The organism is Bacillus sp. SCT118 (genome assembly GCF_058566435.1).
In genome coordinates this window covers 1,449,212-1,462,474 of record NZ_CP191225.1, presented here as the reverse complement: position 1 = coordinate 1,462,474, position 13,263 = coordinate 1,449,212, and the positions used below count along the sequence as shown (strand labels likewise).

The following is a 13,263-nucleotide window of genomic DNA, read 5'->3' as shown; positions in this document are numbered from 1 at the left end:
CTCTCCCATATAGGTACTGTTTATCTTAAACTGAATCTTGTCGTTCTGCAAATATTTCGCGTTTATAAACAGGGAAAGAAGGGAATTCGCACATTCCCTTCCTGCCTATACATAATATGGTCAGAGTTATTTATGTCTATGCTATGGTATTACAAAATCGCGTTTTGTTCAAGAATGGTTTGAATTTTTGTGACCATCAGATCAATTGCGACGTGATTCTGACCGCCTTCCGGGATAATAATATCAGCGTATCGTTTCGTCGGCTCGACGAATTGGTTATGCATCGGACGGACCACTGACACATATTGTTCAATGACAGAATCAATAGAGCGTCCGCGCTCATTAATATCTCTCATAATCCGTCTGATGATACGCAAGTCAGCGTCCGTATCAACGTAAAGCTTGATATCCATCAGATCACGAAGCCTTTTGTCTTCAAGAACAAGAATGCCTTCAAGGATAATAACATCCTTTGGCTCTACGTGAACCGTTTCTTCTGAACGTGTGTGAAGCTTATAGTCATAAATCGGCTTTTCAATCGGGCGGTAATTCAATAGATCCTGAATATGCTCGATTAAATAGTCATTATCAAACGCAAGCGGATGATCATAGTTTGTGTTCAGCCTTTCTTCAAACGGAAGATGGCTTTGGTCTTTATAATAAAGGTCCTGCTGGATCATTAAAATCGAGTGTCCTTTAAACTGTTCATAAATGGACCGTGTGACACTCGTTTTTCCTGAACCGGAACCTCCTGCGATTCCAATGACTACTGGATTCTTACCCATGGGCTGTTACTTCCCCTTTCTCATCATGTTGCTCGGATAAATCTTTTTGTCTAGTTTGAATTTGACAATTTGCAGGGGATGGCGGGCAGCATCTAGCTCATTTCCGTCTTCGTCCCAAATGGTTTCAATCGTATGTGTAAAGTTTTCGATTTCTGGACCGAAAAATTCCACTTCGTCGCCTTTTTTGAAGAAATTGCGCTGCTGAAGCGTGACCATTTGTGTATCTTCATCATAATTCAGCACTAAGCCGACAAAATCATATGTCGTTTTCTTGGCGTGTTCGCCGAACATTTGCTCTTCATAGCCTGGCGTTCCCTCAAAGAAAGCAGTCGCAGTGTCCCTGTTGGCGCACTTATCAAGCTCTTCAAGCCATTCTTTTTGAATCACAAAGTTCTCTGGATCAGCGCAATAAGCATCGATTACTTTGCGGTATACGCTGACAACAGTTGCTACATAGTGAATGGATTTCATGCGGCCTTCAATCTTTAAGCTGTCGATCCCCATTTCAATCATTTTTGGAATGGATTCAATCAGCTTCAAATCTTTCGGGCTCATCGCAAATGGTGCATCTTCTTCACCATACAAAGCAACGGCGTTGGCACCGTCTGTTTGATAGAGATCATAATCCCAGCGGCATGACTGGCAGCAGCCTCCGCGATTGGAATCCCGCGCTGTCATGTGATTGCTTAGCACGCAGCGGCCGGAATATGCAATACACATTGCGCCATGAATGAAGGATTCGATTTCGATATCTACCTTTTCTTTCATTTCTCTGATTTCAAGAGCGCTTGTTTCACGTGCCAGCACGACGCGGTCGAGACCTTCTTCCTTCCAGAACTGGACAGCCTTCCAGTTTGAAAGAGACTGCTGTGTGCTCAAGTGAACCTCAACATTCGGCGCCACTCTGCGGCATGTTTCAATAATAAGCGGATCTGCCACAATAATACCGGCAACGTTGGCGTCTCCAAGCGCTTTTAAATAGTCTTCAAGCCCGTCCATGTTTTCATTATGAGCGAAAATATTCGTTGTTACGTAGATCTTCGCGCCATATTTCTTTGCGAATTCAACGCCTTCTGCAATTTCTTCGATCGTAAAGTTATCGGCATTCGAGCGCAGCCCGTATTCCTGTCCCCCGATAAAGACCGCGTCCGCTCCGTAATGAACAGCGATTTTCAGCTTTTCAAGATTACCCGCAGGTGCGAGAAGCTCCGGCTTTTTCGTAATCACACGCTTTCCATTAACGATTGTGGATATATTATCATTTACGGCAGTCATAGCTTAACCTCCTTTTGATTAATAAACCGTTTCCTTGAAGAAGAATCCGGTATCAATTTTTCTGTTTACTGGCTGGATGCTTTCAATGCGTTCGATCCAGTCTTCTTTTTTCGCTTCGTATTCGTCACGGTTTTCCACGCACAAATCAATTGCTTCTCTGTACATTTTGGTGACTTCTATTAGATATTCAGACGTTTTCAAAACACCGTCGATCTTGAAAGAATCAATTCCGGCATCTATCAATTCCTCGAGCTCATCAATGATGCACACATCGTTCGGGCTCATGATGTGAGTGCCGTTTTCATCTTCGAAAATCGGATATTTATTATCACGTTCTTTATCGTGCAAAAACATGCCTGATTCTTTTTTCTTTCTTTCAATGTCCATGACTTTGCCCTGATATTCAAAATAGTTTCCAATCAAAGAACGCTTCGATTGGAACATGCACGTCATTCCGTGCACCTGGATTTCAATTTCGACTTCAGCATTTTCTTTAATCTCAACAATGCTGTCCATGTTTAATTCTCTGGCAAGCACAGAACGCGCCGCACCCTTGCGTCCCCAGTAGTTGCATGTATAATAGTTGGTGCCTGTCGTTTCTGTGCTCCAATGAAGCTTCAGAGCAGGCGCAGATTCACGGGCAGCCATCAGCACGGCAGGATCGCCGAATACCGCTGCATCGACACCGGCTTCTGCCAAGAAAGCCAGATATTCGCCAAGCTCACCCACTTTATCGTTATGGAAAATTGCATTTACAGCAACGTATACTTTTGCCCCTTCTTTGTGAGCAATCTCTACGGCTTTTGTTATATCTTCACGAGAAAATTCTCCGGCTAATCTCAAGCCGTATCTCTGTTCCCCAACTAAAAACGCAGTTGCCCCCGCCTGTATGAGCGGCAAAATGTCCGCTGTACTCGTCGGCGTCACTAAGAGCTCTGGTTTTTTCATGACGTTCACCTCTTCTTTTTACTAATCGCAAGTCCGTCTCCGACAGGAATAATCGCAGTTTGATAATCCGGATGATTCATCAGCCAATGATTATATTCATCAATTTTTGTTACAAGCCTGCGCCTTCTCTTCGGTTCTATTTTGCTGTAATCCTCTGCCACCAGACCTTTAAACAGCACGTTGTCTGTTATAATCACCCCGTCCGGTGAAAGCATCGGTTCATATAAATGAAAAAAGTTTTGATACTGACCTTTTGCAGCATCAATAAAAATGACATCGTAAGGCGCAGTTACATGAACGGCGTCGGCTAATTCAAGCGCATCTCCGTAAAAAACATGAATCCGGTCATCAAGCTGAAATTCCTTGATATTGTTTACCGCTTCTTCATGCCGTTTCTCATTGCGTTCAATTGTATATATTTCAGCAGACGGCAGCTCCAGCGCCATTCGAATAGCTGAATAACCAATGGCCGTTCCGATTTCTAGTATTTTTTTCGGCTGTTTCACAGACAAAATTTGAAGCAGCACCTCCATGCCCGCTTTTTCCATGATCGGGACATGATGTTCTTCTGCATATGCTTCAAGCTTCTTCACGTTATCCGGCCGAGGCTTTAATAATGCTTCTATATAGTCATTTATTTGTTCATACCGGTCAGTCACTACAAACAGCCTCCCGTTCTAAAAAGGAGTGCCCCAGTCTTATGCGCAGGACACTCTCTGAATACATCATGATACATCGGTAAACAACCCGATATATTTTATCATAAAACCTTGCGGAAAGCGAACAAAAGGAGAGCTTTTTGCTCTCCTTTTATTTCTCATTTTTTGAGGAAATGTATTTTTCTTTTGCTTTATTATGCTCTTTTAGCGTTTTTGTAAATACGACCTCACCATTTGATTTGGCCAAGAAATACAGATAGTCCGTTTTATCCGGATGCAGCGCCGCTTCCCATGACGACATGCCGGCATTGGCAATCGGACCTGGCGTCAGCCCTGTGTTTTTATACGTATTGTATGGTGAATCGATTTCCAGATCCTTATAAAAAACCCGATCTTTATGCTTGCCTGCCGCGTACAGCACGGTCGGATCTGTTTGGAGCGGCATTTTCTTTTTCAGGCGGTTATAAAAGACGCTCGCAATTTTGTGGCGGTCGGCTTTTTCAGTCGCTTCTTCTTCTATCAAAGAAGCCATCGTCAGCAGCTTATGCACAGAAAGTTTGTTTTTCTTCATTTCTGATTTATATGTTTCCACATAAGAATTTGTCTGCTTTATCATTGCCTTGATAATGTCTTCAAGTGATGTGTCCGGATCGTTAAAAGGGTATGTAGCCGGGAATAGGTACCCTTCAAGCGGGTGCTTAATGTTTTTATTGAAAACATCATTTGTCACAGTGTCCGGGAATTCTTTCTTCAGCTGATTGATAAATGTTTCATCGTCCAGCTTCGCTATGACTTGTTTTTTAGAGTATTTTGTTTCATCAGCAATAGCAGCCGCGATTTGGGTCAGCTGTGCTCCCTCAGTCACTGTGATTTGAAAAGCGTAGCCTGTAGCCCCGCTTGTCAGCTTCTGAATAATGGCATCTAAATCCATACCTTTATTCAGATGGTAGAATCCGGCCTGAAACCCGGAAGCACCTTTATATTTCACATAGTACTGAAACGCCTTCTCGCTTTTTATGACATCATTTTTCTTTAATATCGATGCGATGGCTGAAACAGACGAACCGCTCGGAATGTTAATATTAACTGTCGTTTTACTGTCTTTTTCAACAGGTTCAAGTAATGATTTCCCATATAAAAATGCCCCGCCAATGATGAGAAACAGCACAACAATGGAAGACAGTATGATTCTTTTTTTATTAAAAAACGATTTTTTTTGCTGATTGATATACATTAGGTCTCCTCCCATCAGCTCTTATACTACATGATTCATTGTATTTCGGCAATTTATTACAAAAAGAGGCCTGCATAAAGCAGAAAAAAACCGGAGCAGTATAGCTCCGGCTTTGGTTTGGCGCGATGTTTTATTCTTCGTCTTCGTCCGCTAAGAATGTGTTTAGTGTTTCTTCGATCATATCCCATTCTTCGTCAGTTTCAATCGGGAATAGCTCACCGTTTTCACCGTCTTCGTTTGGCGTGAAGCTGGAAGCAAGAATTTCTACTTCTTCGTCATCTTTTGATTCGATTGGATAGTACAAGACATAAGACTTGCCAAACTCTTCGTTTTCAAATGTAAACAGCACTTCACAAAGCTGTTCATTTCCTTGATCGTCAACAATTGTAATATTTTTTTCGCCGTGTTCCATTTTCTTCACCTCTGGCTTTAATTTAAGCTGTCAAGATATCCTTGTAAAATCATAACAGCCGCCATTTTATCAATGACTTTTTTTCGTTTCTGCCTGCTGACGTCAGCTGCAATCAGCATTTTTTCAGCCGCCATTGTGGTAAGACGCTCGTCCCACAGCTCAACAGGAACATTGTACGTTGTTTCAAGCACTTTCGCAAATGTTTGGCTGGCTTCGCCTCTCGGGCCGACTGTTCCGTTCATGTTCTTAGGAAAGCCGAGCACGATTTTATCTATAGTATAGTCCTTTATCAGTTCAGATAAACGGGATAAACCATAATCGCCTTCTGCTTCATTTATCTTTATGGTCTCAATGCCTTGAGCAGTCCAGCCCATTTCATCGCTTAGAGCTACACCGAGTGTTTTGGTTCCTAAATCGAGTCCTAATATTCTCATTCTTTATTTACGCCTCTTTATGCTGTTCTAAATAAGACTTCACCAATTCCTCGATTAATTCGTCTCTTTCAAGTTTGCGAATTAAATTGCGAGCGTCACGATGCCTAGGAATATAAGCGGGATCACCTGACAGCAAGTATCCGACAATCTGGTTGATTGGATTGTAGCCCTTTTCCTGAAGCGCGTCATACACTGTAATCAGCACCTCATTTACGTTAGTCTCAGCAGAATCATCGGAGAAATTAAATTTCATCGTTTTATCAAACGAGCTCACCGTTTTGCACCTCTTTCCCAAATTCGCAGGCAAAGTTCAGCCTGGGGTCCTAATCTTACCATCATTCTACACTACATGGGCGAATTATAAAACGGATTTCACCCAATCTTCTACAGAAGCCAAAGCTTCTTCTAATTTTTCCGGCTGTTTGCCGCCTGCCTGCGCCATGTCCGGACGGCCTCCGCCGCCTCCGCCGCAAACTTCCGCAGCTTGTTTAACCAGCTTGCCAGCGTGAAGGCCTTTGTCGATGAGGTCCTTTGTGACTCCGACAGAGATATTAACTTTATCGTTTTGTACCGCACCAAGCACGATCACCGCAGAGCCAAGCTTTGCTTTGAGTTCATCGACCATTGTGCGGAGATGATTCATGTCTTTTGCATTTACTTTTTCCGCAAGCACGTTTACGCCGTCAACTTCTTTTACTTTCGACAGGATTGCTCCTGCTTCCACGTTGCCTAGTTTTGCAAGAAGAGATTCATTTTCTCTTTGTGCTTCCTTCAGTTCAGCCTGCAGAGCCGCGACCCGTTTCGGCACTTCTTTGATATTTGTTTTCAGCTCGTCAGCAGCCTCTTTCAATACAGAAATCTGGCTGTTCATTTCGACGTAAGCGCCTTGTCCCGTTACAGCTTCAATCCGTCTTGTGCCTGCTCCGATTCCAGATTCAGAAACGATTTTAAACAAGCCGATTTCTGCTGTATTTCTGACATGGCAGCCGCCGCACAGCTCTAAGCTGTAATCTCCAACTTGAACGACACGGACAATATCGCCATATTTTTCGCCGAACAGTGCCATCGCACCCATTTCTTTTGCTTCAGCGATCGGTTTCAAATCAATGCTGACCGGGATGCTCGCCCAGATCTTTTCGTTTACGATTCTTTCAATTTGTTCGAGCTCTTCTTTTGTCACTTGGCCAAAGTGCGAGAAATCAAAACGAAGACGGTTTTCCGTTACAAGAGAGCCCGCCTGATTGACATGAGTTCCAAGAACGTCTTTTAGAGCCTGATGCAATAAATGCGTTGCCGTGTGGTTTTTAATGACGCCGCTTCTCATATGGTCTTCAACTTCAGCCGTAACATGCAGGCCTTTTTGAACAGTACCGCTCTCCACAACACCTTCATGCACATGCTGGCCGTTCGGCGCTTTTTGAACATCTTTAATTCTTACAACTGCCTGCTCGTTTCGGAGATAGCCTTTATCGCCGATTTGGCCGCCGCTTTCTGCATAGAACGGTGTTTCATCAAGAATGATTTGAACGCTTTCTCCTTCATGAGCCTCTTCGATTAATTGGCCGTCCTGAAGAAGCACAATGATATTGGCATCAGCTTTGGTTTGAGAGTAGCCGACAAATGTGCTTTCATCTGTTACGTCGCGCAGTGCGCCGCCCTGCACCTGCATGCTGCCGACATCCTGGCGGGCGTTTCTTGCCCGTTCACGCTGCTGGTTCATTTCCTCCTCAAAGCCCTCATGGTCAACCGTCATGTTCTCGTCTTCTGCGTATTCTTCAGTCAATTCAACCGGGAATCCATACGTATCATACAGTTTAAACACATCAGCACCTGAGATAACGCTGCTGCCCTTGTCTTTTTCTTTTTTGATCATTTCTGACAGGATCGCAAGCCCTTCATTAAGGGTCTCATGGAAGCGTTCTTCCTCGGTTTTAATGACTTTTGCGATGAAATCCGCTTTCTCTTTCACTTCAGGATAGAAATCAGCCATGATTTCTGCGACAACCGGCACTAAATCAAACATGAACGGACGATGGATGTTGATCGTTTTGGCATAACGCACAGCACGGCGTAATAAGCGTCTTAATACATAGCCGCGGCCTTCATTTGACGGCAGCGCACCGTCACTGACAGCAAAGGCAACCGTTCTGATATGGTCAGCAATCACTTTAAACGCAGTGTCTTTCACATTGTCTTTGCCATATGTTTCACCAGAAATCGATTCTGTTGCTTTAATGATCGGAATAAACAAATCGGTGTCAAAGTTTGTCGGAACATTCTGGATGACAGATACCATTCTTTCAAGACCCATGCCTGTATCAATGTTTTTCTTAGGAAGCGGTGTGTACGTGCCGTCAGGGTTATGGTTGAACTCTGAGAACACAAGGTTCCATACTTCCAGGTAACGGTCGTTTTCCCCGCCTGGGTAAAGCTCCGGATCTTCTGGATCATTACCGTATGCTTCACCGCGGTCGTAAAAGATTTCCGTATTCGGTCCGCTCGGCCCTTCACCGATATCCCAGAAGTTCCCTTCCAGACGGATAATTCTTTCTTCAGGAATACCGATTTTTTTTGCCCAAAACTCATATGCCTCTTCATCTTCAGGATGAACCGTAACAGAGAGAAGCTCTTTGTCGAAGCCAATCCACTTGTCGCTCGTTAAAAACTCCCAAGCCCATGTAATGGCTTCTTCTTTGAAATAATCGCCGATGGAAAAGTTTCCGAGCATTTCAAAGAAAGTGTGATGGCGCGCAGTTTTACCTACATTTTCTATATCATTTGTTCTGATCGCTTTTTGAGCGTTTACGATTCTTGGATTTTCCGGCACGACACGGCCGTCAAAATATTTTTTCAGCGTCGCAACACCGCTGTTGATCCAAAGCAGTGAAGGATCCTCATGAGGCACTAATGACGCGCTTGGCTCTACCGCATGTCCTTTTTCTTTAAAGAAATCCAAAAACATTTGACGCACTTCCGCAGAAGTTAAGTGTTTCATTGTATTTCCTCCTCTATAAAAATCGAAATTCTCTTCAGTGACAGCAAAAAAGCCCTCCCCCTATGCAAACCAACGTTTACACAGGGACGAGAGCTGTCTCGCGGTACCACCCTGATTACGGGCATTCATGCGCCCGTCACCTTTAACCCTGTAACGCAGGATAAGCGGCAGTGATTAACTGCACTCAGGATTAGCTTCCTCCGATCTTCTGATAAAGCTCCTTTCAGCTTATGGAGCTTCTCTCTTTAACAGGGCTTCGGCGTACTCAGATCCGTCACTCGAGATTCGTATGTATTCTACGAGAAATTATAGACAAGCGGCACGCCGATGTCAATGCTCCGTCCTCATCCGCAAAAAATGGATCATCATTACTTTTAAAACAGCCGTCGAAGGAACAGCCAGAATCATCCCGACGATTCCCGCAAGCTCCCCTCCGGCAAGGAGCGCAAGCATGATAACGACCGGATGCATTTTAAGGCTTCTGCCGACAATGAACGGACTGAGGATATTTCCTTCCATAAACTGCAGAATAAACACCGTAATCACCACAACAAGAACAGCCTTGACTGAGATCGTCATCGCAATTAACAACGCAGGAACAGCTCCGATGAAAGGGCCAAAATACGGGATGACATTCGTTACTCCAGAGATAAGGCCGAGTATCAGCGGATATGGAAGCCCAAATACCCAGAACGAAATGCCTGCAATCACGCCAAGAATCAAGCAGACCAAAAGCTGGCCGCGGATATAATCGCCAAGCGAATCATCCACATCCCGCAAAAAGGCGCTGCCCCGCTTTCTCCACGACTTCGGAGTCAAGTACCATACTGTCTTTTTCATTAACTCAATGTCCTTCACCATATAAAACACGAGAAAAGGGATTGTTGCAGCAATTAAGAAGTAATCAAGCACATTGCGGATCCCGCTGATCGCACCCTCGATCGTTCCCGCAAAAAACGCCTCCGTCTGGCGGATCATTTTATCTATACGGTGATGCATACCATCAGGCCAGTCATCCGTATGGTTATGCACATGAAGAAGAAGCCCGTTATACGTTTCGGCAAACATGGGTATATTTTCTGACAAATCCGTCAGCTGCACGATTAAAACAGGCACCCCTTTATACAACGCCCAGCCAATCCCGCCAAAAAAAAGAACATAAATGACCAAGATGCTCAAAGTCCTAGGCAATCCTTTGCTATGCAGCCATTCCGTGACCGGAAGCAATAAATAAGATATAAAAATAGAAATGATCAAGGGAATAAAGATCGTTTTTATGACGAGCCAAAAGGGTGACCATAACATATCAAGCATAAAAAAGACATAGACTGTTAACAGAACCAGCAAACAAATAGCCACCCACAACAAAAGCTGCACCGGTTTTTGGAGCATCTGCTTTCACCTCACCTATATCTTTTGAGGTTTACACGGAATTATTCTTTATGTTTCTTTAGTCAGCCAGAAGTCACGGACATTTTTCCGTATTTAATTTTCAGAAAAGTTTGATTTCATGTATACTTTTTAGTCAAATTTCTGATAGGAGGATTGCGATGATCACATTTCAAAATGTAAACAAGCATTACGGAGATTTTCACGCGTTAAAACAAATTAATCTTCAAATCGAAAAAGGGGAAGTCGTTGTTATCATCGGCCCATCCGGTTCCGGTAAAAGCACATTGCTCAGATGCATCAACAAACTTGAGACGATCAATGAGGGAGTGCTCACAGTAAACGGCACCGCCATTAACGACAGAAAAACTGATATCAATCAAGTGCGGCGGAATATCGGGATGGTGTTTCAGCACTTTCATTTATATCCGCATAAAACAGTGCTGCAGAACATCATGCTGGCTCCGGTAAAAGTGCTTAGACAATCACCTGAACAAGCAAAGGAAACGGCGCGGTACTATCTTGAAAAAGTCGGCATCCCAGACAAGGCTGACGCCTATCCTTCCCAGCTTTCCGGCGGGCAGCAGCAGCGTGTTGCCATCGCAAGAGGACTGGCGATGAAGCCGGAGGTCATGCTGTTTGACGAGCCGACATCAGCACTTGATCCTGAAATGATCGGTGAGGTGCTAGATGTCATGAAAACTCTCGCCAAAGAAGGCATGACAATGGTTGTCGTGACACACGAAATGGGGTTTGCCAAAGAAGTTGCCGACCGGATTGTCTTCATTGACGAAGGAAAAATTTTAGAAGAAGCAGTGCCGGCTGAGTTTTACGCGAACCCGAAGGAAGAACGGGCCCGCTTATTCTTAAGCCGTATTTTAAATCATTAAAACAGAAATGGGGGAGCTTGTATGAAAAAGATTTTTTCTTTAGCATTGATTTCTTTATTCGCTGTCATCTTGCTTGCCGCTTGCGGCAGCAAGGGATCAAATGGAGAAGCCTCAAAGGAGAGCAAAAAAGATACGCTAGCAGCCATTAAAGACAATGACAAAATTGTCTTCGGCGTAAAAACGGACACTCGACTGTTCGGTCTTAAAAATCCAAGCTCAGGTGAGATTGAGGGTTTTGATATTGATATTGCCAAACAAATCGCTAAAGACATTTTAGGTGATGAGAAAAAAGCTGAATTTAAAGAGGTCACCTCAAAAACAAGGATTCCTATGCTGCAAAACGGGGATATCGACGCCATTGTCGCCACAATGACGATCACTGATGAACGAAAAAAGGAAGTTGACTTTTCTGATGTCTATTTCGAGGCCGGGCAATCGCTTCTCGTGAAAAAAGGCAGCAAAATCAAGAGTGTCGAGAATCTTGGCAAAGGCTCAAAAGTTCTTGCAGTAAAAGGCTCCACCTCCTCTCAAAACATTCGTGAAAAGGCGCCTGAAGCATCGGTTTTAGAATTTGAAAACTACGCAGAAGCCTTTACAGCCCTTAAATCGGGGCAAGGCGATGCCCTCACCACAGATAATGCGATTTTATATGGAATGGCTGATGAAAATAAAAATTATCAATTAACAGGAAAGCCTTTTACAGATGAGCCTTACGGGATCGCCGTGAAAAAAGGGCAATCGGCTCTCGCGAAAGAAATCAACGCTTCACTTAAAAAGATGAAGTCGGATGGCAGATACGATGAAATTTATAAAAAATGGATTAAAGAAGACCCAGCTGAATAACAACCATCCCGGGATGAGCAGGCGATGCTCATCCCAATTTGATAAGGAGTGAATAGGCTGATGAATGTGTCAATTCTTTTCGATAACTTTGACATGTATATGGACGGTTTTTACCATACCTTGCTCGCAAGTGTTATCGCGCTGGCCGGCAGTTTTGTCCTCGGCGTTGCTGTAGCGGTTATGAGAATAACAGTCTTTAAGCCGCTGCAATGGCTCGGGACCGCATATGTAGAGTTCATCCGCAACATCCCTCTTCTTTTAATTACCTTTGTTTTCTATTTCGGACTTCCAAACGCAGGCCTGAGGCTTGACGGTTTTCAAGCGGGAACGGTTGCTCTCACCATTTATACCTCTGCGTTTATCGCTGAAGCCATCAGAGCAGGCATCCAGTCTGTTTCAAAAGGGCAGATGGAAGCGGCACGCTCGTCAGGCTTTACCTACAGCCAAGCCATGCTCCATATCATTTTGCCGCAGGCAATCAAAATCGTCATTCCGCCTTTAGGCAATCAATTTTTAAACTTAGTCAAAAACTCTTCGATTCTTGGGGTTGTGGCCGGATTGGATCTTATGTACCAAGCCGATTTAGTTTCGTCGAGCACACTCGTTGTATTTGATGTTTATATTTTTGTGGCGCTTTTTTACTTAGTGCTGACGATTCCGCTTAGCATCGGTGTTAACTATCTGGAAAAACGGCTGGAAAAAAGTTATTGATAAGGAGTGAGTTACATTGGATTTCATCGGTGCTTATTCACAGGAGCATTTAGCGTTTTTATGGGATGGCTTTCTCGTCACCTTGTACGTTGCTTTCATCTCCATCATTCTGAGCTTTTTCTTCGGTTTAATCGCAGGCACCCTGCGTTATGCGAAAGTTCCCGTTCTTTCTCAATTGATTGCGGTTCTCGTTGAAACGATCAGAAACCTCCCCTTGCTGTTAATTATTTTCTTTACGTTTTTTGCCCTTCCGGAAATTGGTATTAAGCTTGAAATTACAGCTGCTGCAATTACAGCACTAACGATTTTTGAATCCGCTATGCTATCTGAAATTATCCGAAGCGGACTGAAATCAATTGACAAAGGACAAATTGAAGCGGCCCGCTCCTCCGGGCTGAGCTATACACAGACCCTGTTCTTTATCGTCATGCCGCAAGCGCTTCGCCGCATGGTTCCGCCCATCGTAAGCCAGTTTATTTCTTTATTAAAAGATACATCGCTCGCTGTTGTGATCGCCCTGCCTGAACTGATTCACAACGCGCAAATTATTAACGGCCAAAGCGCAGACGGCAGTTATTTTTTCCCGATCTTTTTACTTGCGGCCCTTATGTATTTCGCAGTCAACTACAGCCTTTCACTCGCAGCAAGACGCCTCGAGGTCCGGCAAACATAGAAAAGGATACTCTTT

Annotated in this window: 14 protein-coding genes; 4 read left to right on the top strand and 10 right to left on the bottom strand. The window is 44.0% G+C overall.

Annotated features, from left to right (window positions below):
- Window positions 1-149: 149 nt before the first annotated feature.
- From udk to ACQVGT_RS07330, 10 genes are all read right to left on the bottom strand, one after another.
- Window positions 150-785, bottom strand: coding sequence for a uridine kinase (udk, locus tag ACQVGT_RS07375; protein ID WP_003225916.1), 636 nt, complete (start codon window positions 783-785; stop codon window positions 150-152).
- Window positions 786-791: 6 nt separating this feature from the next.
- Window positions 792-2,060: a peptidase U32 family protein gene (locus ACQVGT_RS07370; RefSeq protein ID WP_015384226.1), complete on the bottom strand. Its 1,269-nt coding sequence runs from the start codon at window positions 2,058-2,060 to the stop codon at window positions 792-794.
- A gap of 18 nt (window positions 2,061-2,078) precedes the next feature.
- Entirely contained in the window at window positions 2,079-3,008 is a 930-nt protein-coding gene (locus tag ACQVGT_RS07365) for a peptidase U32 family protein (protein WP_015483497.1), read from the bottom strand.
- A 5-nt stretch (window positions 3,009-3,013) separates the two neighbouring features.
- Window positions 3,014-3,667, bottom strand: a complete 654-nt coding sequence (locus tag ACQVGT_RS07360; RefSeq protein ID WP_015384228.1) for an O-methyltransferase — start codon at window positions 3,665-3,667, stop codon at window positions 3,014-3,016.
- 151 nt (window positions 3,668-3,818) lie between these two features.
- Window positions 3,819-4,901 carry an endolytic transglycosylase MltG gene (gene mltG, locus ACQVGT_RS07355; RefSeq protein ID WP_015384229.1) on the bottom strand — a complete coding sequence of 361 codons (1,083 nt, stop codon included), beginning with the start codon at window positions 4,899-4,901 and terminating at the stop codon, window positions 3,819-3,821.
- A 130-nt stretch (window positions 4,902-5,031) separates the two neighbouring features.
- On the bottom strand, window positions 5,032-5,313 hold the full coding sequence (locus ACQVGT_RS07350; protein ID WP_003246199.1) for a DUF1292 domain-containing protein: 282 nt from the start codon (window positions 5,311-5,313) through the stop codon (window positions 5,032-5,034).
- 17 nt (window positions 5,314-5,330) lie between these two features.
- A complete protein-coding gene (gene ruvX, locus ACQVGT_RS07345; protein WP_491798052.1) occupies window positions 5,331-5,747 on the bottom strand; it encodes a Holliday junction resolvase RuvX in 417 nt (138 codons plus the stop codon).
- A gap of 7 nt (window positions 5,748-5,754) precedes the next feature.
- Entirely contained in the window at window positions 5,755-6,021 is a 267-nt protein-coding gene (locus tag ACQVGT_RS07340) for an IreB family regulatory phosphoprotein (protein ID WP_003225903.1), read from the bottom strand.
- Window positions 6,022-6,105: 84 nt separating this feature from the next.
- Complete coding sequence (gene alaS / locus ACQVGT_RS07335; RefSeq protein WP_015483498.1) at window positions 6,106-8,742, bottom strand: alanine--tRNA ligase; 2,637 nt, start codon at window positions 8,740-8,742, stop codon at window positions 6,106-6,108.
- A 330-nt stretch (window positions 8,743-9,072) separates the two neighbouring features.
- Window positions 9,073-10,134: an AI-2E family transporter gene (locus ACQVGT_RS07330; RefSeq protein ID WP_015483499.1), complete on the bottom strand. Its 1,062-nt coding sequence runs from the start codon at window positions 10,132-10,134 to the stop codon at window positions 9,073-9,075.
- Between the two features lie 158 nt (window positions 10,135-10,292).
- Here ACQVGT_RS07330 and ACQVGT_RS07325 point away from each other — a divergent pair, with 158 nt between their 5' ends.
- The 4 genes from ACQVGT_RS07325 to ACQVGT_RS07310 are packed head-to-tail and all read left to right on the top strand — an operon-like array spanning window position 10,293 to window position 13,248.
- Complete coding sequence (locus tag ACQVGT_RS07325) at window positions 10,293-11,021, top strand: amino acid ABC transporter ATP-binding protein (RefSeq protein ID WP_015384232.1); 729 nt, start codon at window positions 10,293-10,295, stop codon at window positions 11,019-11,021.
- Between the two features lie 21 nt (window positions 11,022-11,042).
- Complete coding sequence (gene glnH / locus ACQVGT_RS07320; RefSeq protein ID WP_015384233.1) at window positions 11,043-11,864, top strand: glutamine ABC transporter substrate-binding protein GlnH; 822 nt, start codon at window positions 11,043-11,045, stop codon at window positions 11,862-11,864.
- 60 nt (window positions 11,865-11,924) lie between these two features.
- Entirely contained in the window at window positions 11,925-12,575 is a 651-nt protein-coding gene (locus ACQVGT_RS07315) for an amino acid ABC transporter permease (protein WP_015483500.1), read from the top strand.
- Window positions 12,576-12,591: 16 nt separating this feature from the next.
- Window positions 12,592-13,248 carry an amino acid ABC transporter permease gene (locus ACQVGT_RS07310; RefSeq protein WP_003229784.1) on the top strand — a complete coding sequence of 219 codons (657 nt, stop codon included), beginning with the start codon at window positions 12,592-12,594 and terminating at the stop codon, window positions 13,246-13,248.
- The last annotated feature ends 15 nt before the right edge of the window (window positions 13,249-13,263 follow it).

Coding starts and splice junctions, on each gene's coding strand:
- udk (WP_003225916.1), bottom strand. CDS start 785: ATGGGTAAGAATCCAGTAGTCATTGGAATCGCAGGAGGTTCCGGTTCA.
- ACQVGT_RS07370 (WP_015384226.1), bottom strand. CDS start 2,060: ATGACTGCCGTAAATGATAATATATCCACAATCGTTAATGGAAAGCGT.
- ACQVGT_RS07365 (WP_015483497.1), bottom strand. CDS start 3,008: ATGAAAAAACCAGAGCTCTTAGTGACGCCGACGAGTACAGCGGACATT.
- mltG (WP_015384229.1), bottom strand. CDS start 4,901: ATGTATATCAATCAGCAAAAAAAATCGTTTTTTAATAAAAAAAGAATC.
- ACQVGT_RS07350 (WP_003246199.1), bottom strand. CDS start 5,313: ATGGAACACGGCGAAAAAAATATTACAATTGTTGACGATCAAGGAAAT.
- ruvX (WP_491798052.1), bottom strand. CDS start 5,747: ATGAGAATATTAGGACTCGATTTAGGAACCAAAACACTCGGTGTAGCT.
- alaS (WP_015483498.1), bottom strand. CDS start 8,742: ATGAAACACTTAACTTCTGCGGAAGTGCGTCAAATGTTTTTGGATTTC.
- ACQVGT_RS07330 (WP_015483499.1), bottom strand. CDS start 10,134: ATGCTCCAAAAACCGGTGCAGCTTTTGTTGTGGGTGGCTATTTGTTTG.
- ACQVGT_RS07325 (WP_015384232.1), top strand. CDS start 10,293: ATGATCACATTTCAAAATGTAAACAAGCATTACGGAGATTTTCACGCG.
- glnH (WP_015384233.1), top strand. CDS start 11,043: ATGAAAAAGATTTTTTCTTTAGCATTGATTTCTTTATTCGCTGTCATC.
- ACQVGT_RS07315 (WP_015483500.1), top strand. CDS start 11,925: ATGAATGTGTCAATTCTTTTCGATAACTTTGACATGTATATGGACGGT.